Source organism: Bradyrhizobium sp. UFLA05-109, from assembly GCF_054185165.1.
The window spans coordinates 23,701-48,573 of record NZ_JBBIAR010000035.1 but is presented as its reverse complement, the minus strand read 5'-3'; the positions used below and the strand labels follow the sequence as shown (position 1 = coordinate 48,573).

At 64.6% G+C, this 24,873-nt stretch carries 18 protein-coding genes; 15 read left to right on the top strand and 3 right to left on the bottom strand.

The genetic code is table 11. The annotated features are described in order from the left end of the window. Positions 1-30 precede the first annotated feature (30 nt). From Q3C01_RS24790 to Q3C01_RS24775, 4 genes are all read left to right on the top strand, one after another. On the top strand, positions 31-1,773 hold the full coding sequence (locus Q3C01_RS24790; protein ID WP_458147916.1) for an ArnT family glycosyltransferase: 1,743 nt from the start codon (positions 31-33) through the stop codon (positions 1,771-1,773). Between the two features lies 1 nt (position 1,774). After that, complete coding sequence (locus Q3C01_RS24785) at positions 1,775-2,614, top strand: phosphatase PAP2 family protein (RefSeq protein WP_458147915.1); 840 nt, start codon at positions 1,775-1,777, stop codon at positions 2,612-2,614. Between the two features lie 63 nt (positions 2,615-2,677). Next, positions 2,678-3,409 carry a glycosyltransferase family 2 protein gene (locus Q3C01_RS24780; RefSeq protein ID WP_458147914.1) on the top strand — a complete coding sequence of 244 codons (732 nt, stop codon included), beginning with the start codon at positions 2,678-2,680 and terminating at the stop codon, positions 3,407-3,409. Continuing rightward, on the top strand, positions 3,406-3,744 hold the full coding sequence (locus Q3C01_RS24775; RefSeq protein WP_027527070.1) for a lipid-A-disaccharide synthase N-terminal domain-containing protein: 339 nt from the start codon (positions 3,406-3,408) through the stop codon (positions 3,742-3,744). Before Q3C01_RS24780 ends, Q3C01_RS24775 begins: the two co-directional genes overlap by 4 nt. A gap of 272 nt (positions 3,745-4,016) precedes the next feature. Here Q3C01_RS24775 and metC read toward each other — a convergent pair whose 3' ends face one another. Then, complete coding sequence (gene metC / locus Q3C01_RS24770) at positions 4,017-5,210, bottom strand: cystathionine beta-lyase (RefSeq protein WP_458147913.1); 1,194 nt, start codon at positions 5,208-5,210, stop codon at positions 4,017-4,019. A 384-nt stretch (positions 5,211-5,594) separates the two neighbouring features. Between metC and Q3C01_RS24765 the strand changes: the two genes are divergently transcribed. From Q3C01_RS24765 to Q3C01_RS24750, 4 genes are read left to right on the top strand one after another with little or no spacing between them, the layout of a single operon-like run. Beyond that, positions 5,595-6,611 carry an amino acid ABC transporter substrate-binding protein gene (locus Q3C01_RS24765; protein ID WP_458147912.1) on the top strand — a complete coding sequence of 339 codons (1,017 nt, stop codon included), beginning with the start codon at positions 5,595-5,597 and terminating at the stop codon, positions 6,609-6,611. 24 nt (positions 6,612-6,635) lie between these two features. Beyond that, positions 6,636-7,841 carry an amino acid ABC transporter permease gene (locus Q3C01_RS24760; protein WP_458147911.1) on the top strand — a complete coding sequence of 402 codons (1,206 nt, stop codon included), beginning with the start codon at positions 6,636-6,638 and terminating at the stop codon, positions 7,839-7,841. Next, positions 7,838-9,358 (top strand): amino acid ABC transporter permease, encoded by a 1,521-nt coding sequence (locus tag Q3C01_RS24755; RefSeq protein ID WP_458147910.1) that lies wholly within the window; start codon positions 7,838-7,840, stop codon positions 9,356-9,358. Before Q3C01_RS24760 ends, Q3C01_RS24755 begins: the two co-directional genes overlap by 4 nt. 11 nt (positions 9,359-9,369) lie before the next feature. Further along, complete coding sequence (locus tag Q3C01_RS24750; protein WP_458147909.1) at positions 9,370-10,110, top strand: amino acid ABC transporter ATP-binding protein; 741 nt, start codon at positions 9,370-9,372, stop codon at positions 10,108-10,110. A gap of 177 nt (positions 10,111-10,287) precedes the next feature. Here the strand turns inward: Q3C01_RS24750 and Q3C01_RS24745 are convergent, their stop codons facing one another. Both Q3C01_RS24745 and Q3C01_RS24740 read right to left on the bottom strand, forming a co-directional pair. Continuing rightward, positions 10,288-11,322 carry a cysteine synthase A gene (locus Q3C01_RS24745; RefSeq protein WP_458147908.1) on the bottom strand — a complete coding sequence of 345 codons (1,035 nt, stop codon included), beginning with the start codon at positions 11,320-11,322 and terminating at the stop codon, positions 10,288-10,290. Positions 11,323-11,406: 84 nt separating this feature from the next. Then, positions 11,407-12,636, bottom strand: a complete 1,230-nt coding sequence (locus Q3C01_RS24740) for a class I SAM-dependent methyltransferase (protein ID WP_458147907.1) — start codon at positions 12,634-12,636, stop codon at positions 11,407-11,409. Positions 12,637-13,192: 556 nt separating this feature from the next. Here Q3C01_RS24740 and Q3C01_RS24735 point away from each other — a divergent pair. From Q3C01_RS24735 to Q3C01_RS24705, 7 genes are all read left to right on the top strand, one after another. Further along, entirely contained in the window at positions 13,193-14,653 is a 1,461-nt protein-coding gene (locus tag Q3C01_RS24735; protein WP_458147964.1) for an efflux transporter outer membrane subunit, read from the top strand. Continuing rightward, entirely contained in the window at positions 14,643-16,073 is a 1,431-nt protein-coding gene (locus tag Q3C01_RS24730; protein ID WP_458147906.1) for an efflux RND transporter periplasmic adaptor subunit, read from the top strand. Before Q3C01_RS24735 ends, Q3C01_RS24730 begins: the two co-directional genes overlap by 11 nt. A 27-nt stretch (positions 16,074-16,100) precedes the next feature. Beyond that, positions 16,101-19,247 (top strand): efflux RND transporter permease subunit, encoded by a 3,147-nt coding sequence (locus tag Q3C01_RS24725; RefSeq protein WP_458147905.1) that lies wholly within the window; start codon positions 16,101-16,103, stop codon positions 19,245-19,247. A gap of 1 nt (position 19,248) precedes the next feature. After that, positions 19,249-22,350 (top strand): efflux RND transporter permease subunit, encoded by a 3,102-nt coding sequence (locus Q3C01_RS24720; protein ID WP_458147904.1) that lies wholly within the window; start codon positions 19,249-19,251, stop codon positions 22,348-22,350. A 58-nt stretch (positions 22,351-22,408) separates the two neighbouring features. Beyond that, positions 22,409-23,149, top strand: a complete 741-nt coding sequence (locus Q3C01_RS24715) for a tRNA-uridine aminocarboxypropyltransferase (RefSeq protein ID WP_458147903.1) — start codon at positions 22,409-22,411, stop codon at positions 23,147-23,149. Between the two features lie 104 nt (positions 23,150-23,253). Further along, complete coding sequence (locus Q3C01_RS24710) at positions 23,254-24,051, top strand: ABC transporter permease (RefSeq protein WP_458147902.1); 798 nt, start codon at positions 23,254-23,256, stop codon at positions 24,049-24,051. Positions 24,052-24,060: 9 nt separating this feature from the next. Then, positions 24,061-24,828, top strand: coding sequence for an ABC transporter ATP-binding protein (locus Q3C01_RS24705; RefSeq protein ID WP_458147901.1), 768 nt, complete (start codon positions 24,061-24,063; stop codon positions 24,826-24,828). Positions 24,829-24,873 lie beyond the last annotated feature (45 nt).

Sequence of the window (24,873 nt, the reverse complement as noted above, 5' to 3'; positions counted from 1 at the left end):
GGGGCGGCGGTTTCAGCGTATGCGGAACCAATGGTCGAGACCTATGCCAGCCCCCGTTTCGGAGAGCCCCGCGAGCCGAAAACCCCCGTAAATCCGGGCAATTGGTTCGTGCGCGTGATCGATGCCGTCACCGGCAGCCACGCCCGCGCGATCGGCTTTCTGGTGATCTGCGCGCTGCTTCTGCTCTTGCCCGGCTTCTTCACGATTCCGCCCGTCGATCGCGACGAGGCGCGCTTTGCGCAGGCGACCAAGCAGATGGTCGAGACCGGCGACTATGTCGACATCCGCTTCCAGGACGACGTCCGCTACAAGAAGCCGGTCGGTATCTACTGGCTGCAAGCGGCCGCCGTTCATACCGCGTCGGCGCTCGGCCTGCCGCGCGCCCAATTGCGCATCTGGGTCTATCGGGTGCCGTCGCTGGTCGGCGCGATCGGTGCGGTGCTGATGACCTATTGGACCGCGCTCGGCTTCGTCACGCGCCGCGCCGCCGTGCTTGCGGCATTGATCATGTGCGCGTCCGTGCTGCTCGGCGTCGAGGCGCGGCTCGCCAAGACCGATGCGGTGCTGCTCTTCACCGTGGTCGCGGCCATGGGCGCGATGGCGCGGGTCTATCTCACTTGGCAGCGCGGCGAGGACGAGGCGCGTCCGCCGTGGAGCTATCCCGCGATCTTCTGGACCGCGATCGCCGTCGGCATCCTGATCAAGGGGCCGCTGATCCTGATGTTCGCCGCGCTCACCATCATCGTGCTGGCGATCCAGGACCGCGACGCATCCTGGCTGTGGCGGCTGCGCCCGCTCTGGGGCCTGATGTGGGTGCTGGTGTTGGTGCTGCCCTGGTTCATCGCGATATTCTGGCGTGCGGGCGATGCCTTCTTCGCCGATTCCGTCGGCGGCGACATGCTGAGCAAGCTCGGTGCCCAGGAATCCCATGGCGCGCCGCCTGGCCTCTATCTGGTCCTGTTCTGGATCACCTTCTGGCCGGGTGCGCCGCTTGCGGCGATGGCGGCGCCGGCGGTGTGGCGGGCCCGGCGCGAGCCCGGCGCGCAATATCTGCTGGCGTGGCTGATCCCGTCCTGGATCGTGTTCGAGGCGGTGCTGACCAAGTTGCCGCACTACGTGCTGCCGCTCTATCCGGCGATCGCGATCCTCACGGCCGGCGCCGTGGAGCGTCGCGTGTTGTCGCGGTCATGGCTGATGCGCGGCTCCGCCTGGTGGTTCGCGATCCCTGCGCTCGGCTCGATCATGGCGGTCGTCGGCGCGGTCATGCTGACGCGCCAGCCGGCTTTCGCCGCCTGGCCTTTCATCGCAGCGTCCCTGATCTTCGGCCTGTTCGCCTGGTGGCTCTACGACAACAACCGCGCCGAGCGCTCGTTGCTCAACGCGCTGGTTGCGGCGCTGATGCTTGCGGTCGTGGTCTGGGGCCTGGTCGTGCCGTCGCTGACGCCGCTGTTTCCGAGCGTCGAGATCGCGCACGAATTGCGCAACGTGCGCTGCGTCGGCCCGAAGGCGGCTTCCGCGGGCTATCACGAGCCGAGCCTCGTCTTCCTCACGGGGACGTCGACGCTGCTGACCGACGGCTCGGGTGCTGCCGATTTCCTCAAGCAGGGCAGCTGCCGCTTTGCGTTCATCGAGCAGCGATCTGAGCGCAGCTTCGTCCAGCGCGCCGAGGCGATCGGGCTTCGCTACCGCGTCGGCTCGCGCATCGACGGCTACAACTTCTCGCAAGGGCGAGCGATCTCGATCGCGATCTTCCGCTCGGAGGGCTCGGAATAGGATGCCCGCCGACGTTGCACATCGATCGAACTACGGCGCGCAATTGCTGACGGTTTCAGGCCGTGCGCTGACACAGCTCGTCCGCGCTCCCTCGCATTCGCGGCGCGCGGAGGCGGCGCGCCGGCTGGCGCGGCATTCACTCTGGCTGAGTGCGGCCGGCGCGGCCCTCATCATCGCACTGATGGTCGCGTTCGACATGAGCGAGATCCAGATGATGCCCGCGCGCGGCACGCCCGGCCTGTGGCCGATCAAGATCCTCACCGATTTCGGCAAGGACGAGTATGTGCTGACGGCACTTGCCGCCGCGCTCGTGACCGTGGCACTGATTGCGGCAGGCCGGCACGGGACCTCGCGTACGCTGCTGCTCGGCTTCGGCACGCGGCTGCAATTCATCTTCTTTTCCGTGCTGTTCTCAGTGCTGATCGGCGAGGTCCTGAAATACATCATTGGCCGCGGCCGGCCCTTCGTCGGCGGCAAGGCCAACGCGTTCAATTTCATTCCCTTCAGTGGAACGGAAGCCCATGCCAGCCTGCCTTCGGGCCATGCGGTGACCGCGTTCGCATTGGCCTTTGCAGTCAGCGCAGTATGGCCACGCCTGCGCGTGTTCATGTTCACTTATGCCATCGTGATCCTGCTGACGCGGCTGGTGCTGCTCGCCCATCATCCGAGCGACGTCGTGGCCGGCGCCCTGATCGGCATCATCGGCACCATGGCGGTGCGCTACTGGTTCGCGGCGCGCCGGCTCGGCTTCGCCATCGGCAGCGACGGGGTGATCGTGGCGCTTCCGGGGCCGGCGTTCGCCCGCCTTAAAAGGGTTGCCCGCGGGGCATCCGCCCCATAAAAGCGGCTGCCTGCCGACCGGACCGGTTCCCGCCGCAGGCCAATTCCAACCACGAGCATCGATTTGTCGTTCCAGCCCTCGGTTTCCATCGTCGTCCCCGTGCGCAATGAGGCGGACAATATCGCGCCTCTGATCGAGGAGATCGGCGCTGCGCTCGATGGCCGCTGGGCCTATGAGATCGTCTATGTCAATGATGGCTCGACGGATACGACCGGCGAGCGGCTGTCGGCTATCATGAAGCAGCGGGGCAATCTCCGTCAGCTCCGCCATGCGAGGTCAACCGGGCAGTCAGCGGCCGTGCGCAGCGGCGTTCGGGCGGCGCGCGGCGCGATCGTGGCGACGCTCGACGGCGACGGCCAGAACAATCCGGCCTTCCTGCCGGACCTGATCGCGGCAGTCGAGAAAAGCGAGCGCATCGGCCTCGTCGCCGGCCAGCGCGTCGGGCGCAAGGACACCGGCTTCAAGAAATTGCAGTCGCGCATCGCCAACGGCGTGCGCGGCGCGATCCTGAAGGACGGCACGCGAGACACCGGATGTGGCCTGAAGGCCTTTCGCCGCGAGGTGTTTCTGATGCTGCCCTATTTCGACGGGCTGCATCGTTTCCTGCCAGCGCTGGTCCGCCGCGAGGGTTTCGAGATCGCCTATGTCGACGTGATCGACCGGCCCCGCCGCGCCGGCGTGTCGAACTACGGTTTCTTCGACCGGCTATGGATCGGGATCATGGATCTCGCCGGCGTGTGGTGGCTGATCCGCCGTAAGAAGCCGACACCAGATGTGACCGAGGTCAAGGCATGATCATCCAATACGGCCAGGCGCTGAGCAACTATCTCTACGACGTCTTCGTCGCCAAGTTCGACTTCTGGCTCGCGTTCGGCCTGGTCGCGCAGCTGTTCTTCACGGCGCGCTTTCTCGTGCAATGGATCGCAAGCGAACGTGCCGGAAATAGCGTGGTGCCGATGGCCTTCTGGTTCTGCTCAATGGGCGGCGGGTTGATGACGCTGGTCTATGGCGTCGTGAAGCGAGAGCCGGTCATCATCCTCGGACAGGCGCTGGCAACGATCATCTACATCCGCAACATCATGCTGATCGTCAAAAATCGCGGCCGTGCCTCGAAGACGCTGGATCGTTGATCCGGGTTCGGACCGGGCCTTCGTGGCCCGCCCGCAAAAATGTCGAAAACAACCCCATGCAAAGTAGCCGGTGACGGCAGTGGATGCTTTGCTGATTTTACGAATTCGCTTGACGCGTCGGGCAAATCACTGGCTCTGAGTGCCAGCTACTGGCGCGGTAGCATCGAGGCCGTGCCGCATGTGGGCAGGGCGGCGGGACCGGCTAACGAGTAGATGCTGCGCAAGTCGCGCAGCATGGCGCGTTTGTTAGGCGGGATGCCCAATCTCGCTGCTCAAATTGCCGCGTTGAAGGCAGCAAAGCCGCGATCGAGATCGGCCTTGAGGTCCTCGACGCTCTCGAGCCCGATGTGCAGACGCAGCGTTGGACCGCCCGGGGCCCACTTCGTTGCCGTGCGATAAGTGTCGCAGTCGAAGGGGATGGCAAGGCTCTCGAAGCCGCCCCAGGAATAGCCCATGCCGAACAGCGTGAGGCTATCGAGCATGACATCGACCGCCTTCTGCGGCGCGGGCTTCAAGACGATGCTGAACAGGCCCGAGGCGCCGGTGAAGTCGCGCTTCCAGATTGCATGGCCAGGATCGGTCTCGAGCGCGGGATGGAGCACGCGGGCAACCTCCGGCCGCGTGGCGAGCCAGCGCGCCATCTCGAGCCCTGAGCGATAGTGCTGCGCCAGCCGCACCGACAGCGTGCGCATGCCGCGCAGCGCGAGGAAGACGTCGTCGGGACCAGCGCAGACACCGAGTAGGCGGATGGCCTCAGTCACGAGCGGCCACGCCTTCGCGTTGGCGGAGATCGTGCCGAACATGATGTCGGAATGGCCGCCGATATATTTGGTCGCAGCCTGCATGCTGATGTCGACGCCCTGGTCGAGCGAGCGATGATAGAGCGGCGTCGCCCAGGTGTTGTCGTCGATCACGAACGCGTCGCGCGCATGCGCGACTGCGGCGATCGCGCGAATGTCCGGCATCTCGAAGGACTGCGAGCCAGGCGCTTCCACCAGTACAGCGCGCGTATTGGGCTTGAACAGGGCTTCGATGCCTGCGCCGATCAGCGGATCGAAATAGGTGGTCTCGATGCCGTAGCGTGCGAGCAGGCCGTTGCAGAAATTGCGCGAGGGCCGATACACGTTGTCGCAGACGAGCAGGTGATCGCCCGCCTTCAGCACCGCGAGCAGGGTGGTGGTGATCGCAGCCAAGCCCGACGGCGCGATGCCGACGCCAGCGCAGTTCGGTCCCTCCAGCGCCATCAGCGTCTCCTGGAGCGCCTTGGTGGTGGGGGTGCCGTGGCGGCCATACTGGAACTCGCCGCGATGGGCGTGCAGGTCCTCGGCCGTAGGGTAGAGCACGGTCGAACCGTGCACGACCGGCGGATTGACAAAACCCTTCTGCGCCTTGGTGTCGCGGCCGGAGGTCACCAGCCCGGTGTCGGGATGTTGCGGGAAGGGCTTTGCGCCCGCAGAGGAATCCATGCGTGTGCTTTCAAAACTGGGATTGTCGGCGCGGAAAGTCCCCGCACGGGACAGCGGATCGACCGCAACTGGTAATAACAGATCACAGAAGAGTCCCGTCAACCCCTTGACCCGGCTCGCCAGTCGTTCTGTGATGCGCAGGTGCTATTCTGTCGCCGCATGTTGAGGGGCTTGCCGCGACCTTAGATCCGCCGCCCGAGGGACCATGCCTGACAGCCTGGCGTCCAACGGTTTTTGGCAGGGGATCAACGGGGTTGGCCCACAGCTTGCACGATGTTCAGCGAAAGACGTTCAGCAAAAAGATGTTCGACGAACGTTCACATACGCCATTAGAGACGAACACACGTCGCCCCCAAACACGACGCCCTTGAAAGGCTTCAACCCATGAAACGCGTAACTCTGGCTCTCACCCTTGCCCTCGCCGCCGGCCTGTCCGCCCCGGCCGCCCATGCCCAAACGCTCAAGACCATCAAGGACAGGGGCATGCTGTCCTGTGGCGTCAGCCAGGGCCTGCCGGGCTTTTCGTCGCCGGACGACAAGGGCAACTGGACCGGGATCGACGTCGATGTCTGCCGCGCGATCGCGGCGGCGGTGTTGAACGATCCGACCAAGATCAAGTTCGTGCCGCTGTCGGCCAAGGACCGCTTCACCGCGCTGCAATCCGGCGAAATCGACGTGCTGTCGCGCAACACCACCTGGACTGTCTCGCGCGACACCTCGCTCGGCGCCAACTTCACGGGCGTGACCTACTATGACGGCCAAGGCTTCATGGTGAAGAAAGCGCTCAAGGTCAATTCGGCATTGGAACTGAACAATGCCTCCGTTTGCGTCCAGACGGGCACCACCACCGAGCTGAACCTCGCCGACTACTTCAAAGCCAACAACATGAAGTATGAGGTGATTGCGTTCGGCACCATCGACGAAGCGATCAAGGCCTACGAGTCCGGACGCTGCGACGTCTTCACCGATGACTCGTCTGGGCTCTATGCCAGTCGTTTGAAGCTCACGAACCCCGCCGATCACATCGTGCTGAACGAGATCATCTCGAAGGAGCCGCTTGGCCCGATGGTGCGCCACGGCGACGATCAATGGTTCGACATCGTGAAGTGGACGCTGTTTGCGATGATCACGGCTGAAGAGCTCGGGGTCACCCAGAAGAACGTGGACGAGATGCTGAAATCGGACAAGCCAGAGATGAAGCGGGTGCTCGGCACCGATGGCAATCTCGGCGAACAGCTCGGCCTGACCAAGGACTGGGTCGTCCGGATCGTGAAGGCGGTCGGCAATTATGGAGAAGCATTCGACCGCAACGTCGGCGCCGGCTCGCCGCTCGGTATCAGCCGCGGTATCAACAATCTCTGGACCAAGGGCGGTCTGCAGTATGCGCCACCGATCCGCTGATCGGCAAACCTGCAGGCTGCGGCGATGGGCATCGAGGCCCGGAAACCACCACCGCAAATCGCGCTGAAGCTCAAGCGGGCTCTCGGTGGCAAGACAGGCTGGAGCGGCATGGCCATCCAGCTTGTCTTCGGCGCGGTCCTCGCATGGATCGCCTACGAGATCGTTTCCAATGCTCGTACCAACCTGGAAACCCAGCACATCGCCGCGGGCTTCGGCTTCCTGCAGAACAGCGCGAGCTTCGATGTCAATCAGACCCTGATCTCCTATTCGGGCTCGGACACCTACTTCCGTGTGTTCCTGGTTGGCCTGTTGAACACGCTCCTGGTTTCGGTGGTCGGCATCTTCTTCGCCACTGTGATCGGGTTTGTCGTGGCACTCTGCCGGTTGTCGCCCAACTGGCTGGTGTCGCGAATCGGCGGTCTCTATGTTGAGGCCATCCGCAACCTGCCGCTCCTGTTCCAGATCCTGTTCTGGTATCTCGCAGTGCTCGCGGCGTTGCCCGCGCCGCGGCAAAGCGTCTCGATCTTCGGCGCCTTTTTCCTCAACAATCGCGGCCTGATCGTGCCCTCGCCGGTGGGGCAGCCCGGCTTGGTCCCGTTTCTGGTCATGCTCGGCCTCGGCATCCTCGCATCCCTGACGCTGAGGAGGGTTGCGCGGCGGGCGTTGTTCCAGCGCGGGCAGGTGATCCGTATCTGGCCCTATGTGCTGACTTTCATCATTGGGGTGCCGCTCGTCACGATGCTGGTGTTCGGTCTGCCCTTTACCTTCGAGCTGCCGCAGCTCAAGGGCTTCAACTTCGCCGGCGGCGCGCGGATCATTCCGGAGTTCGTCGCCCTGACAGTGGGGCTTTCGACCTATACGGCGTCCTTCATCGCCGAGATCGTCCGCGCCGGCATTCTGTCGGTCCATAAGGGGCAGATGGAGGCGGGCTCCTCGCTTGGCTTGAGCCGGGGCGCGACGTTGCGGCTGATCGTGGTGCCGCAGGCGATGCGTGTCATCGTGCCGCCCTTGACCAATCAGTATCTCAACCTCACCAAGAACTCCTCGCTTGCGGTGGCCATCGGTTATCCCGATCTGGTCTCGGTGTTTGCCGGCACGGCGTTGAGCCAGACCGGACAGGCGATCGAGATCATCGCCATGACGATGGGCGTCTATCTCCTGACCTCGCTCGTCACCAGCTTCATCATGAGCATCTACGGCTGGCGCATCAACCGGAGCCTGGGGGCATGAGCGACATCACCGCGTCTTCCTTTGTCCGGCAGGACCTGGTGCCCGAGCGCGCCGCACCGGTGACGACCTCGGGCTTCATCGGTTTCGTACGCACGCGCCTTTTGAACTCGCCGACCAACGTCCTGCTCACGATCCTCGGCCTGCTGCTGCTCTGGTATATCGTCATTCCCGCGCTCCAATTCCTGCTGGTCAATGCGGTCTGGAGCGGCAAGGATCGCGCCGCATGCCTCGCCGAGAATGCCGGGCATCCAGTCGGCGCCTGCTGGCCCTTCATCCAGGCAAAGCTCACGCAGCTTATCTACGGTTTTTATCCGGAAGCTGAGCGCTGGCGGGTCAACCTGACCTTCGTGCTCGGAGCGGTGCTGCTCTTGCCGCTGCTCATTCCGCGCCTGCCGGCAAAAGGCCTGAACTCAGGCCTGTTCTTCTTCGCCTTTCCCGTGGTCGCGTTCTTCCTGCTGCATGGCGGCGGCATCGCCGGCTTTGGCGTAAGCTGGGCCGCTGGCCTTTTGCAGCTTTTCGACGACAGCATCAGCGGAGCCGGGCAGTTGCTGGTCAATCTCAGCAAGACGTCGGCGATTGGTCCTCTGCTATGGGCGATCGGCAATGTCATCGTGCTCGTCGGCACCATGATCTCCTGGCTGATCTTTCCGCTGACCTGGCTGCGGGAGCAGTTCCAGGCCTCGGGCCAGGCGGTCTGGGTTGATTTCCTCGTCACGACCGCAATCGTCTCGGCGATCCTGTTCGTCCTCGGCGGCGGTTTTCAGACCGGCCGGCGTGCGCTGATCTCGAGTCTTGCCACTTTTGCCGGCATAGCGGTGGTCATCAAACTGATGGGCCTCGATCACAGCGGCTTGCCGATTGTCGACACGCGGCTGTGGGGCGGCCTCCTGGTGACGCTGGTCATCGCCATTACCGGCATCGTGGCCTCGCTGCCAATCGGCATTGCGCTCGCACTCGGCCGGCGCTCGACCATTCCCCTGATCCGAATCTTTTCGATCGCCTACATCGAGTTCTGGCGCGGCGTGCCGCTGATCACGGTGCTGTTCTTCGCGACTTACATGCTGCCTTTGTTCCTGCCGGGCAACTTCACGGTCGACGGCCTGGTGCGGGCGCTGATCGGTGTGGCGTTGTTCACCGGCGCCTATCAGGCCGAAAACCTGCGCGGTGGGCTCGCCGCGGTTCCGCGCGGGCAGGGGGAGGCGGCTTCCGCACTGGGACTGTCCTGGTGGAAGACGACCTCCTTGATCGTGCTGCCGCAGGCACTGCGCCACGTCATTCCCGCCATCGTCAACAGCTTCATCTCGCTGTTCAAGGACACCTCGCTGGTCTCGATCGTCGCGCTGTTCGATCTGTTAGGCTCGCTCAGGGCATCGTTCGCCGACCCAGTCTGGACGACGCCAACGACCGCCTTCACCGGCTTTGCCTTTACTGGCATCATCTATTTCCTCTTCTGCTTTGGAATGTCGCGTTACTCGCTCTTCGTCGAAAACCGGCTCAACGCGCATCGCCGCAACTGAACAAGGTCACCATGTCCACCAGCCCGATCGTCAAGATTTCCGGCCTCAACAAATGGTACGGCGACTTTCACGTCCTGCGCGACATCGATCTCGAGGTCGAGAAGGGCGAGCGCATCGTGATCTGCGGTCCTTCAGGCTCGGGCAAGTCGACGCTGATCCGCTGCATCAATGCACTGGAAGAGTTTCAGGAGGGCGAGATCGTCGTCGACGGCATCGAGCTCGGGCCGAACCTGAAACATATCGACGCGGTGCGCCGCGAGGTCGGCATGGTGTTCCAGAGCTTCAATCTGTTCCCACACCTCACGGTGCTCGACAATTGCACGCTGGCGCCGATCTGGGTCCGCAACATCCCGAAGAAGGATGCCGAGGCGGCCGCGATGAAATACCTGGAGCGGGTCAAGATCCCGCACCAGGCCAACAAGTTTCCGGGCCAGATGTCGGGCGGCCAGCAGCAGCGCGTCGCGATCGCGCGCGCGCTGACCATGAACCCAAAGGTGATGCTGTTCGACGAACCCACCTCGGCGCTCGACCCCGAAATGGTCAAGGAAGTCCTCGACACCATGGTCGACCTCGCCAAGGAGGGCATGACCATGCTGGTTGTCACGCACGAAATGGGCTTTGCGAAGGAGGTCGCCAACCGCGTTGTGTTCATGGACGCCGGTCAGATCATCGAATCCAACACGCCGCAGGAATTCTTCGCCCACCCGCAGCACGCGCGTTCGCAGCTGTTCCTGAGCCAGATCCTGCGGTGATCGGCCAGTGAAATCGTAGGGTGGGCAAAGGCGCGTAGCGCCGTGCCCACCATCTATGCAGGACTGCGATAGAAGAGGTGGGCACGCTTCCGCCTTCGCTCTTCGAGCTACGGCGGACAAGTCGCTTTGCCCACCCTACGCATTGCTGGACGTGAAGCGGATTGCGCCGATCGCGCCTCACGCGAACGGCGGCTTGATGTTGCTGCGCTTCTCCAGCCAGGCCGGCACCGGCAGATTCTTGGCGCGCATGAAGTCCGAATTGAACAGCTTCGACTGGTAGCGGCTGCCGGAATCGGCCAGCACCGTGACGATGGTCTTGCCGGGCCCGAGCTTCTTCGCAAGATGGATGGCACCGGCGATGTTGATGCCCGTCGAGCCGCCGAGGCACAGGCCCTCGTGCTGGAGCAGATCGTAGATCAGGTTGACCGCTTCCTCGTCGGGGATGAGGAAGGCATCATCGACCTTCGCGGTCTCGACGATCGCGGTGGCGCGGTTGAGCCCGATACCCTCGGTGATCGAGCCGCCGGGCGTCGCCTTGGGATCGCCGGTCCGGAAATACTCGTACATCCCCGCGCCATGCGGATCGGCGCAGGCGATGGCGACATTCTTGTTCTTCTCCTTCAGATAGCGGCTGACGCCGGCGAGCGTGCCGCCGCTGCCGACCGAGCAGGCGAAGCCGTCGATCTTGCCGCCGGTCTGCTCCCAGATTTCGGGGCCAGTGGATTCGTAATGCGCCTTGGCATTGTCGAGGTTGTTCCACTGGTCGGCGAACAGGACGCCATTGGGCTCGCTCTTGCGCAGCTCATCGGCGAGGCGGCGGCCGACATGCTGGTAGTTGTTGGGATTGGCATAAGGCAGCGCTGGCACCTCGACGAGCTCAGCGCCGCACAGCTTCAGGAAGTCCTTCTTCTCCTGGCTCTGGGTCTCCGGAATCACGATCAGCGTGCGGTAGCCGCGCGCGCTCGCTACGACCGCAAGGCCAATGCCGGTATTGCCCGCAGTTGCCTCGACCACGAGGCCGCCTGGCTTCAGCTCGCCGCGTTTCTCCGCCTCCAGGATCATCCATTTGCCGGCGCGGTCTTTCACCGACTGGCCGGGATTCATGAATTCGGCCTTGCCGAGAATGGTGCAGCCGGTCTGTTCGGACGCGCGCTTGAGCTTGATGAGGGGGGTGTTGCCGATGGCTTCGACAACGTCGTTTTTTATGGTCATGTCAGGCAATTACCGGCTGGTTCTGTGAGATCGTCTAGACCCTAAAGTAGGGTCTCCGGCCACACAAGGCGAGGGCACAAGGTCTTAATGCTGCTTTGCGAAGACGACCTGCCGGACGTCGATATTTCCAGAGAGGAAACCGGCCTCGCAATAGGACAGATAGTACTCCCAGAGCCGCCGGAACCGATCGTCGAAGCCGAGCGGCACGAGGTTTGGCCAGGCGCTGCGGAAGTTATTTCGCCAGGTGGCAAGCGTCTTGGCATAATCTTGCCCAAAGATGCGCTCCCGGATGACGGGTACACCAAACGTCTCGCCCAGCGACTTGAGCACCGCGGGCGAGGGCAGCATGCCGCCGGGAAAAACGTAGCGCTGGATGAAGTCGACCTCGCGCCGATAGGTCTGAAACAGCCCGTCCTGGATGGTGATGGCCTGGATGCCGGCAAGGCCGCCCGGCAACAGGCGATCGCGCAGCTGCGCGAAATATTTCGGCCAAAACTGCTCGCCGACGGCCTCGATCATCTCGATCGAGACGATGCGGTCATACCGGTCGCGCTCATCACGGTAGTCCTGAAGGCGGATCTCGACCTTCTCGGCGAGACCGGCATCCTCGATGCGCCTCTGCGCAAAGTCGCGCTGCTCGGTCGAGATCGTCAAACCCACAACATGCGCGCCAAAGGTTTTGGCCGCGTATTCGGCAAATCCGCCCCAGCCGCAGCCGATCTCGAGCAGCTTCTGTCCCGGCTTGAGATCGATGGCTTCGGCGAGCCGGCGATACTTGTTGGTCTGGGCTGCCGTGAGATCGGTGGTGTTCTCCTCGAACAGCGCCGAGGAGTAGGTCATGCTCGGATCGAGCCAGGCCGAATAGAAGGCGTTGCCGATGTCGTAATGAGCATGGATGTTGCGCCGCGCCTGGCGCCTGGTGTTGCGGTTGAACCAGTGCCGGAGCACCTGAGCGAAGCGCATCAGCGGCTTGTCGCGGAGCATGGCCTGGATCAGGTCGTGGTTGACGCAGAAGAGATAGAGGAACTGAGTGAGATCGGGCGTGTCCCAATCGCCTGCGAGATAGGCTTCCGCAATCCCGATATCGCCGGCATTGATGAGGCGGGGCGCAAAATCGTAATTGTGCAGCCGCATCACCGCATTCGGTCCCGGCTCGAGGCCACCGAGCCGGATGACGCGGCCGTCAGGCAGGATCACGTCGAGCGTGCCACGCCTCAGACGTGAGCCGAAGGCGAGCGCGAGGCGAACCAGACGCGGCAGGTCGGCGAGGACCGTCTCGACATTGTCGGGGGTGACCGGGATCGCGTTCGGCATCGGAATCACCTGAACTGGCACAATCCGACCGCTCAGGCAGCCGCGCCGATCCCGGTTTTCGCTGGACCCGAGAGCGCCCCCGCAGGCAGTCAGCCATGGACAGTATAAGCGCGCGTTTCGGCGGCCGCCAAGCTTCTGCGATGCCCCTGTCGCTTGATGTCGGAAAAGCTGCCGTGCGCTGCGGCGCAGGTTTCGGTGGAGGGCATCCCTTCTGTGGCCGTCCCGATCCCGCTGTGGCGACAATATCACATGAAATGTTGGTAAGCTTGCCGCCTGCTGCGGAGCGCGCCAAAATGCAAGAAAGCCCTATAGAAATAGGAAAAACCTGCGTGTTTGGCGACTTCGTGAAGTCCCCTTTGCGGGGCGCGCTTCGCAGTTGCGGGACTGTCCGCCCCGGTCACGCCCGGCTAGTATGCGGAACAGTTCCAGGAAAGCATCACGCTGTGAATGAAACGGAGACCATTTCCCGACTGACCGGCCGCGAATCGGTTAATCCGGCCGCGCGGTGGCAGTTGCGTCTGCCCGGCAGGGGGTGGATGTGACCCGAAGAGTCCCGATGGTCGCCGTCCGGCGACCGCACGGTCCCGCACCCCGTCTGCTGGGTGCAGCGGGCAGGGTGGTGGCGCTTGGCCTGGCACTGAGCTCCGCCGGCTGCGTGCTGACGCAGGACTTGCCGGATCCGGCGCTCGACGTGCCCAGCCAATATAAATACGCCGGTAAGCCCGATGCGCCGCCGCCGCTCGACTGGTGGCGCGGCTTTCGCTCGGCGGAGCTGACGCAATTGATGGAGGAGGCACAGACCGTCAACCTGGACATCGCCGCCGCCGTCGCGCGCATCTTCGAGGCCGACGCCCAGGCGCGGCAGGCCGGCGCAGCCCTGTTGCCGACCCTGTCCGGCGCGGGTTCGGAGACCTACTCACGCACCTCCGGCTCCTCGTCCTCCGGACTCACCAATGGCGGCCGCGAGGTCGTCAACTATTCGGCCTCGATGAGCGCGAGCTACCAGCTCGATTTCTGGGGCCAGAATCGGGACGCATTGCAGTCCGCCGAAGAGACCGCCCACGCCAATCGCTTCGATCGAGACGTCGTGGCGTTGACCACGCTGACCAGCGTCGCCAACGCCTATTTCCAGGTGCTGGCCTCGCAGGATCGCTTGCGCACCGCGCAAGACAACATCGCCAGTGCCCAGCGGATACTCGATGCCATCAAGGAGCGGCGAAAGGCGGGCACCGGCACGGACCTCGACGTCGCGCAGCAGGAGAGCGTGCTGGCGAACCAGAAGGCGCTGGTGCCGCCGCTCCGCCAGACACTCGACCAGAACATCAACGCACTGGCCGTGTTGGTGTCGCGTCCGCGGGAGAGCGTGCGGATCGCGGGCGGCTCGATGAACCAGATCGCAATCCCGCGCGTTACGCCGGGGCTGCCGTCCGAACTCTTGACGCAGCGGCCCGATATTCGCCGACAGGAAGCGCAGCTTGCGTCTGCCACCGCCAATATCGGCAATGCCCGCGCGCAGTTCTTTCCGACCATCCAGCTCACCGGGAATGGCGGCTATCAGAGCTCGGCGCTGGTGTCCCTGTTCCAGCCGCACGCGGCCTTCTTCCAGCTCGTCGGCAGCGCGACGCAGCCGATCTTCGACGGCGGCAAGATTCTCGGCAATTTCGAAAACGCCAAGGCGCGGCAGGACGAGTTGCTCCAGACCTACCGCAAGACGATCATCCAGGCCTTCGCGGATGTCGATAACGCGCTGTATTCGATCAAGCAGACCACGATCAAGCTGCAGTTGCAGCGCGAGGTCGTCGCGGCATCACGCCGCGCGTTCGATCTCGCCGAACAGCAGTTGCGCGCCGGCACGGCCGATATCGTGACGGTGCTTAACGTCCAGCAGACACTATTTCAGGCGGAAGATGCGCTGTGGCAGGCGCAGCTTGCCCGCCTGCTCGCGATCGTCAGCCTGTACCAGGCATTGGGCGGCGGTTGGGAGCCGAGAATGGAGAAACCCGTCAATGCTCTTTAAGCCGGATACGAAGGAAGGCGCGAAGGACAAGGCGGGCAAGCGCACGTCCCGGCGCGGCCGCCGCTTTGTTTCCACGCTGATCACGCTCGTGATCCTCGGCGGGCTCGGCTATTTCGGCTGGACCGCGTGGCACCAGAAACCTGCGACTGACCGCAATGCGCGGCCCGACCTGCCCGTGCCCGTTCTGGCGGCGTCACCGCGCGTCCAGGACGTGCCGGTCTATCTCGACGGCGTCGGCGCGATCCGCGCGCTCAACACCGTCACCGTGCGTTCGCAGGTCGACGGCAAGTTGATCGCGGTGAATTTCATCGAAGGCCAGGATGTCAAGAAGGGCGACGTCCTCGCCGAGATCGATCCCGCGATCTACCAGGCGCAGTATGATCAGGCCGTGGCCAAGAAGGCTCAGGACCAGGCGCAGCTCGCCAACCAGCGCATTGACCTCACGCGCTACGAGCAGCTCGCCGCCTCCAACGCGGGCTCCAAGCAGCAGGCCGACACCCAGCGCGCGCTGGTCGCGCAGACCGAGGCGCTGGTCAAGGCCGACCAGGCCGCGATCGACAATGCGGCGGCAACGCTGAGCTACACCAAGATCGTGGCACCGCTCTCGGGCCGCGCGGGTCTGCGCCAGGTCGACCAAGGCAACATCATCCATGCCTCCGACACCACGGGCCTCGTCGTCATCACGCAATTGCAGCCGATCGCAGTGTGGTTCAGCCTGCCGCAGCAGCAGATCATGCGCGTCAACGCTGCCGCGTCGAAGGGCACGTTGCAGGTCGACGTGTTCGGCAATGACGGTGTGACGGTGATCGACACCGGCAAGCTGACCGGTATCGACAACCAGGTCGATCCGACCACCGGCACGCTCAAGCTCAAGGCGGAATTCCCCAACGCCAGCTACCAGCTCTGGCCGGGCCAGTTCGTCAATGTCCGCCTCAAGGTCGAGACGCTGCCGAAAGCGCTGGTGGTGCCGACATCGGCCGTGCAGCGCGGTCCGATCGGAACCTTCAGCTATGTCATCGGCGAGGGCGATATCGTCTCGGCCAAGCCGGTAACGGTGACGCAGCAGAACGAGCATGACGCCGTGATCGCGAGCGGCCTGTCACCGAGCGATCGCGTGGTCACGACCGGCTTTGCCAATCTCTCCGACGGCTCCAAGGTGATCGTCGGCCGCGACGACCAGACGCCGTCTGCGGATCTTGCGCCGCGCAAGCGCACCCGCGCGCCGGATGCCCAGAAAGGCGGTCAAGCCAAGGATGGGCAGGCCAAGGATGGGCCAGCCAAGGACGGACAGGCGAAGGACGGACAAGGCAAGGATGGCGAGCGCCGCGCCAAGCGGCAAAGCGGTGAGGGCGACCAGAAAGGCCAGACCGGACCGGCACAGGGGGCAGATTCATCGGGCAGTGGAGCGAAGCAGCCATGACCCCGACCTCGACGGACTGATCGCGTCATGGGCGTCTCCGAACCCTTCATTCGCCGGCCGATCGCGACCTCGCTCCTCGGCATCGCGCTGCTGATCGGCGGCGCGCTCGGCTATTTTTCGCTTCCGGTCTCAGCGCTGCCGCAGGTCGACTTCCCGACGGTGCAGGTAACGACGCAGCTGCCCGGCGCGAGCCCCGACGTCATCGCCTCGCTCATTACCGCGCCGCTGGAGCGGCAGCTTGGCCAGATCCCGTCGTTGTCGGCGATGAACTCGACGAGCTCGTTCGGCGTCAGCCAGATTTCGCTGCAATTCGATCTCAACCGCGACATCGATGGTGCGACGCAGGACGTGCAGGCTGCGATCAACGCAGCCGCCGGCGTTCTGCCCAAGACGCTGCCTTACCCGCCGACCTACGCCAAGGTGAACCCGGCCGATGCGCCGGTGATGACGCTCGCACTGCGCTCCGACACGATCTCGCTGCGGGTGATGAGCGACATCGCGGATACGATCCTGGCGCAACGGCTGAGCCAGATCTCCGGCGTCGGCCGCGTCTCGGTGCTGGGCGGGCTGAAACCGGCTGTGCGCATCCAGGCCGACCTCGCGCGGCTGGCTGCCTATGGCATTGCCATGGAGGATCTGCGCAGCGCGATCTCCAATGCCAACGTCTCGGGGCCGAAGGGCTCGCTCGACGGCGCACAGCAGTCCTATCTGATTGCGGCCAACGACCAGATCGCCGCGGCCGATGCCTACCGGCCGATCATCGTGGCCTACCGCAACGGCTCGCCCGTCACCATCGGGGATATCGCGCAGATCGTCGACGGCCTGGAAAACGACCGGACCGGTGGCTGGTACCAGGGCACGCCGGCGGTGATCATCGACATCCAGCGCCAGCCCGGCGCCAACGTGATCGATGTGGTCAGCCAGATCCGGGCGGAGATTCCGAAGGTCCAGCGCGCGATCCCGGCCGGCGTGCACCTGACCGTGGTCTCGGACCGGACGGTCACCATCCGCGCCTCAGTCCATGACGTGCAGTTCACGCTGATCCTCGCCGTCGTGCTGGTGACGCTGGTCGTGCTGCTGTTCCTGCGCTCGCTGCGCGCGACCGTGATCGCGGGCGTCGCGCTGCCGCTGTCGTTGATCACGAGCTTCGGCATCATGTATTTCGCAGGCTTCAGCCTCGACAACCTGTCGCTGATGGCGCTGACGATCGGCACCGGCTTCGTGGTCGACGATGCCATCGTGATGATCGAGAACATCGTCCGCCACATGGAGAATGGCGAGAGCGCGATGCAGGCTTCGCTCCGGGGCGCGAGCGAGATCGGCTTCACCGTGATCTCGCTGACGGTATCGCTGATCGCCGTCTTCATCCCGCTTCTGTTCATGTCGGGCCTCGTGGGCCGGATGTTCCGCGAATTCGCGCTGACGCTGACGATCGCGGTCGTGACCTCGGCAGTGGTCTCGCTCACCCTGACGCCGATGATGTGCTCGCGCCTCCTCAAGCACGCGCACGAGGAGTTTGCGGTGCCGGGGCTCGCCGCCATCAGCCGCTTCATCGACTGGACGGTCGGCTTCTATCACCGCAGCCTGCTATGGGTGCTGGAGCATCAGCGCGCGACGCTGGTCGTGACCTTCGCCACGCTGATCGCGACCCTGGCTCTGTACGTGGTCGCGCCCAAGGGCTTTCTGCCGCTCCAGGATACGGCCTCGATCACGGCCGTAACGGAAGCCGGCCCCGACGTTTCCTTCGCCGAGATGCAGAAGCGGCAGACGGAAGCCGCCGATGCCATCAAGGCCGATCCCGACGTGGTCGGCGTCGTCTCGGTGATCGGAGCGGGCTCAGTCAACCCGACCACCAATGTCGGGCGCCTCGTCATGACGCTCAAGCCGCGCGGCGAGCGGCGCGACGACGTCAGCGTGGTCGTCGACAGGCTGAAGAACAGGGTCGCCGCGATCCCCGGCATGACCGTGTACTTCCAGCCCGTCCAGGACGTGCAGATCTCGACGCAGTCGAGCCGCTCGCAGTATCAGTACACGCTCACCGGCACCGACGCGGCATCCGTCTCGGAATGGTCGCGCAAGCTGGTCGCGGAGATGCGGCGCGATCCCTTGTTCCGCGACGTGTCCTCGGAGGCGCAGGAGGGTGGCTTGCGCGCCCAGCTCGACGTCGACCGGACCCGCGCCGGCCAGCTCGGCGTCAACCTGCAGGCCGTCACCGACACCCTGAACGATGCCTTCGCGCAGCGGCAGATTTCCACCATTTACGGTCAGGCCAACCAGTACCGCGTGGTGCTGGAGGCGCTGCCGATGTACCAGCGCGATCCGTCGATCCTGTCGAAGCTCTATCTGCCGGGCTCGGCCAGCAGCACCGTCGGCGCGCCTAACGCCCAAGTGCCGCTGTCGGCCGTGGCGACGCTCACGCGCACCACGGCGCCGCTCGCGATCTCGCACCAGGCACAATTCCCGGCGGTCTCGCTCAGCTTCAACTTGGCGCCGGGCGCCGCCCTCGGCGACGCGGTCGAGGCCGTGAAGGCGATCGAGACCCGCATCGGCATGCCCGGCAACATCGTCGGCGTCTACGCGGGCGATGCCGCCGAATTCGCCAAGGCCCTCGCCGGCCAACCCTGGCTGCTGCTCGCTGCCGTCATCACGATCTACATCGTGCTGGGCGTGCTCTATGAGAGCTACATCCACCCGATCACGATCCTGTCGACGCTGCCGTCCGCCGGCGTCGGCGCGATCCTCGCGCTCGTCTTGTGCGGGCAAGACCTCTCCGTCATCGGCCTGATCGGCATCATCCTCCTGATGGGCATCGTCAAGAAGAACGCCATCATGATGATTGACTTCGCGCTGGAAGCGGAGCGCGGGCAGGGAATGGCGCCGACGGAAGCGATCGTCCAGGCCTGCCTGTTGCGTTTCCGCCCGATCATGATGACGACGCTCGCGGCGCTGTTTGGCGCGCTTCCGCTTGCGATCGAGAGCGGCACCGGCTCCGAGCTGCGCTTTCCGCTCGGCATCTCCATCATCGGCGGCCTGCTACTCAGCCAGTTGCTGACGCTCTACACCACGCCGGTCATCTATCTCGCGCTCGACCGGATCAACCGCCGCCTCGAGCGCGCGCTGCCCCCGGTCGAGCCGGGAGGGCCGCCGGTTGCGGGCGCAACCGAGGGGATGTGAGATGGCATCGATCTCGGAGCCCTTCATCCGCAGGCCCGTCGCCACGACGCTGCTCTCGATCGGGCTGTTCCTGCTGGGTGTCGTGGCCTACGAGTTCTTGCCCGTCTCGTCGGTGCCCAACGTCGACTTCCCCGCCATTTTCGTGTCTGCAAGCCGGCCAGGCGCCGACCCCTCCGTCATGGCGGCAACCGTCGCCGCGCCGCTGGAGCGGCGACTGGGGGAGATCGCCGGCATCAACCAGATCACCTCGACGAGCTCGCTCGGCAACACCAACATCCAGCTGCAGTTCAACATCGGCCGGGACATCGATCGGGCCGCGCGCGACGTACAGGCAGCGATCAACGCTTCGCTGGTGGATCTGCCGAGCGATCTGCCGGCGCTACCGCGCTTCCGCAAAGCCAATTCCGCCGCAGCACCCGTCTACGTGCTGGCGCTGACTTCCAAGACCATCTCGACCGCCGCCATCTATGACGTCGCCGACACCGTGATCGCGCAGCGGATCTCGCAGGTTCCGGGCGTCGGCAATGTCACCATCAGCGGCGCGGATCAGCCGGCGGTGCGCATCCAGCTCAATCCGGTCGCGCTGTCCAATGCCGGCATCGCCACGGACGACGTGCGGACCGCGATCATCAATGCCAATCCGCTCGGCCCGGTCGGCATCTTCAATGGCGAGCGCCAGAGCGAGACGCTGGCGCTGAACCGCCAGATGCGCACCGCGAAGGAATTCCGCGACATCGTCATCAAGAGCGGGAATGGAACTTTCGTCCGTCTCGGCGACGTCGCCGACATCGAGGATTCCGTCCGCAACGCGCGCTCCATAGCCTGGTTCAACAAGCAGCCCGCGGTGCTGATTCAGATCACCAAGCAGGGTGATGCCAACGTCATCGACACCGTCGACCGCGTCAAGGCGCTGATCCCCGAGCTCAAGCAGTGGATTCCGGCAGGTGTGGAGATCTCCACCCTGGTCGATCGCACCGGCACGATCCGCGCCAGCGTCCGGGACATGCAATGGACGCTGCTTGCAACCGCGATCCTGGTCATGGTCGTGGTGTTCGTGTTCCTGCGGCGGATCACGCCGACGATCGCGGCCGGCATCTCGGTGCCGCTGGCGCTCGCCGGCACCTGCGCCGGGATGTGGCTTGCGGGCTTCTCGATCGACAACCTCTCGCTGATGGCGCTTGCGATCTCGGTCGGCTTCGTGGTCGACGATGCCATCGTGATGATCGAGAACATGTTCCGCAACCTCGAGCACGGCATGCGGCCGTTCCAGGCGGCACAGGAGGGGGCGAAGCAGATCGGCTTCACCGTGCTCTCGATCAGCCTGTCGCTGGTTGCGGCGTTCACGCCGCTGATCTTCATGGACGGCATCGTTGGCCGGCTGCTCCGCGAATTCTCGCTGACGCTGACCTTTGCGATCGTGGTCTCGACGCTGGTATCGCTCACGGTCACGCCGATGATCTGCGCCCAATATATCCGGCAGACCACGTCGGAGACGGCCACGCTGTTCGACCGCGTGATCGAGGGCTCGCTGTCGCGGATCGTCAATTTCTACGCGCGGACCCTGCGCGCCGTGCTTGAATTCCCGCTCTCGACGCTCATGGTCTTCTTCGCCACCATCGCCCTCACGGTGACGCTCTACGCCAAGGTGCCGAAGGGCTATTTCCCGACCGACGATTCCGGATTCATCATCGGCGCGACGCGGGCCTCCGCCGACATCTCGTTCCAGTCGATGCTGGGCCTGCAGCAGCAGCTGGCCGACATCGTGATGGCGGATCCCGCCGTGGCCGGCATCGGTTCGGTGCTTGGCGGCGGAGGGCCGGGCCCGGCCACGTCGAACCGCGGCACCATGTTCATCAGCCTGAAGCCGCCGGAGGAGCGCGACTATGTCGCGACGCAACTGGTCATCGACCGGCTGCGCCGCGCGCTGTTTCGCGTGCCCGGCATCCGCCTCTTCATGTTCGCGGCCCAGGACGTGCGTGCCGGCGGGCGGCAGAGCGACTCGGACTACCAGTACACGCTGTCGAGCACCGATCTCAACCTGCTCCAGCAATGGGCGCCGATCGTCGCCAAGCGGATGGAGACGGTCGAGGGCATCACCGACATCTCCAGCGATCGCGATCCCGGCGGATTGCAGCTCACGCTGACCATCGACCGTCAGACCGCCTCGCGCCTCGGGGTGCGCGTCCAGGACATCGACAATGCGCTCAATAACGCATTCGCGCAGCGGCAGATCTCCATCATCTACACCCAGCGCAACCAGTACATGATCGTGCTGGAGACCGATCCGAAATTCCAGGTCGATCCGTCCAATCTCGAACGCATCTATGTCGCCGGGGCCAATGATACACAGGTGCCGCTGTCGGCCGTGGTGCGCGCGCAGCGCGGGCTCGCGGCGCTTGCGGTGTTCCATTCGCAGTCGTTTCCCTCGACGACCGTCTCGTTCAACCTCCTGCCGGACGTGCCGCTCCAGGTCGCGACCCAGAACATCCAGCGTGCGGTCGAGGAGCTGCACATGCCCGAAGGCATTCGCGGCAGTTTTGACGGCAACGCCGGCGATTTCGCCAAGACCAGCGGCCGGCAGCCGCTGCTGATCCTTGGGGCGCTGGTCGCGATGTATATCGTGCTCGGCGTGCTCTATGAGAGCCTTGCCCATCCGCTCACGATCATCTCGACGTTGCCATCAGCGGGGTTGGGGGCACTGCTCGCGCTCCAGATCACCAACACGCCGCTGACGGTGATCGCTTTCGTCGGCATCATTCTCCTGATCGGCATCGTCAAGAAGAACGGCATCATGATGGTCGACTTCGCGCTTGACGCCGAGCGGCAGCGCGGCCTGTCGTCGGCGGATGCGATTTTCGAGGCATGCCGGGTGCGCTTCCGCCCGATCCTGATGACGACGATGGCAGCTCTGTTCGCCGGCGTCCCGCTGGTCATCGCAACGGGGCCAGGCACGGAACTGCGCCGCCCGCTCGGCATCACCATCATCGGCGGCCTGTTCGTGTCGCAGATCCTGACGCTCTACACGACGCCGGTGATCTATCTCCTGATCGATCGCCTGCGCCGCCGCTCCGACCCGGGTGCCGTGCACGCGCCTGCGGAATAACGGTTGTTGAAGGCAATAACCCGTTGTTGAAGCCTTGGGCCAAGCGTATAGCGGCTGGATGTCGAACCCGTCTGACGTCACCACCGCAGCTTCCGAGCCCGTCGCCGAATGCCCGCACTGCCAGAAGCCGATGCCGCTGTGCATCTGCGACAGCGTCACGCAGCTCGACAGCCGCATCGCGCTCCTGATCCTACAGCATCCGCAGGAGCAGGACAGGGCGCTCGGTACCGCGCGGCTGACGGCACGGCATTTTGCCGATGCGACGGTGCGGGTCGGGCTGTCATGGCCGAGCCTTGCCAAGGCGCTCGGACGACCGGTCGCGGATCCGGCGCGCTGGGCGGTGCTCTATCTCGGCTCGGCGCGTGCCACCGATCTCGATAGCGACGCCGACATCATTGCGCTGACGCGCAAGGGCGAGATCGCCGACAATCAGCGCGCCATCCTGAACAGGATCGAGGGCGTCGTGCTGCTCGACGGCACCTGGAGCCAGGCCAAGGCGCTGTGGTGGCGCAATCCCTGGATGCTGAAGTGCCAGCGCGTGATCCTCAATCCCGCGGCCCCCTCACGTTATGGGCGCTTGCGCCGTGAGCCGCGGCGCGACGGGCTCGCCACCATCGAGGCTGCGGCCATGATGCTCGCGAGCCTCCAGCAGCGCCCGGATATTGCCGAGACGCTGCATGCGAGTTTTGAACGGATGTTAACACGCTATCGCAAAGTGCTGGCGGAGACGCCTGAATATGCGCCAAAACCGGCAGGCCGAGGCCGCCGGCGCGATTTTCGCCGCAGCCGCCGCGGCTGACCGCCAGCGCCGAGGGCTTGCCCGCTCCGGAGCGGGCAGATAGAGACGCGGGGGGCATATTGCCTTCCCGTGATCGGGCCTAGCGTTGGAAAGCCAGGAGCGGGATGGGAAGTCGCATTCAGGCTGCGGCCAGGGAAATCGTCCGGCAAGGCGCGCAATTCGATCGCTGGGGCACGCTCGCCCTGATGGACATCTCCTTGCGATATCGCCGCACCGTGATCGGCCCGCTCTGGATCACGCTGACTCTCGCGGCAACGATCGCCAGCGTCGGCTTGGTCTATGCGACGCTGTTCAAGCAGGAGATTGCTGTCTTCTTGCCGTCCTTCGCCGTCGGCCTGATCGTCTGGACCCTGATCGCCGCGACGCTCCAGGAAGGCTCCAACGTCTTCGTGGCGTCCGGACATCTGATCAAGGCCGTGCCGGCGCCGCTGATCGTGCACGTGCTGCAGATGACGGCGCGCAACGTCGTCATCTTCCTGCACCATCTGCTGCTGGTCGGTCTGCTTTATGTCGTGATGCCCTGGCCGCTGCACTGGACCCTTGTGCTCGCCGTTCCCGGCTTTGCGATCCTGCTGGTCACGCTGGTCGGCGGTGCGACTGCGCTCGGTCTGCTCTGCGCGCGCTTTCGCGATATTGGATCGGCGATCGTCAGTGGCCTGCAATTCGTCTTCTTCCTCACGCCGATCATCTGGACCGAGGATGCGGTGCACGGCACCGCCTTCCACTGGCTGACGCGGGTCAATCCGTTCGCGACGTTGCTCGATCTCGTGCGCAAGCCGCTTCTGTCGCAGCCGGCCGATCCGGCGCAATGGCTGCTCGGATCGCTCTACGCGCTCGGCATGGCGATGATCGGCCTCGGCTGCTACGCGAGATACCGCCATCGCGTGGCGTACTGGCTCTAGGTGCGCGCCATGAGCTTCGCTGCCCACATCGTGCTGCGCAATGTCTCAGTTACATTTCCCGTGTTGTCGTTTCGCGACCGCTCGCTGCGCAGCCGGTTCGTGCGCGCCGTGACGCTGCGCAAGGCCGGCAATGCACCGCGCCCGCACATTGTCTCCGCGCTGAACGGCGTTGATCTCGATATCCGCGCTGGTGACCGGCTCGGCATCATCGGCGCCAATGGCGCCGGCAAGACCACGCTGCTCAGGGTGCTGGCCGGCATCTACCATCCGACCTCGGGCAGGGTCGATGTCTGCGGCCGCTGCCTGTCGCTGTTCGATCTCGCCGCCGGTTTCGACGAGGAGGCGACCGGTTACGAGAATATCCTGCGGCGCGGGCTGGTGATCGGAGCGCGGCGCAGCGAGATAGAGGCGCGGCGTGCGGAGATCGCCGAGTTCACTGAGCTCGGCGACCGGCTCGACCTGCCGCTGCGCACCTATTCCAGCGGCATGATTCTGCGCCTGATCTTCGCGGTGGCAACCGCGATCGAAGGTGAGATCGTGCTGCTCGACGAGTGGATCGGCGTCGGTGATCAGCAGTTCCGCAGGAAAGCGCGTCAGCGGCTCGATGCGATCGTGGCACGCGCCGGTATCCTCGTGCTCGCCTCGCACGATATCGATCTCATCAGGAACACCTGCAACCGCGCGATCCTGTTGCGCGAGGGACGGATCGCCGCTGCGGGTTCAACCGAAGACATCTTCGGCCAATATCTGGCTGTCGCCGGCGAGGGCAGGGCGTGATCCAGCCTGCGTTGAACCTTGAATCGCGCTTGTTCGCGTTTGTGA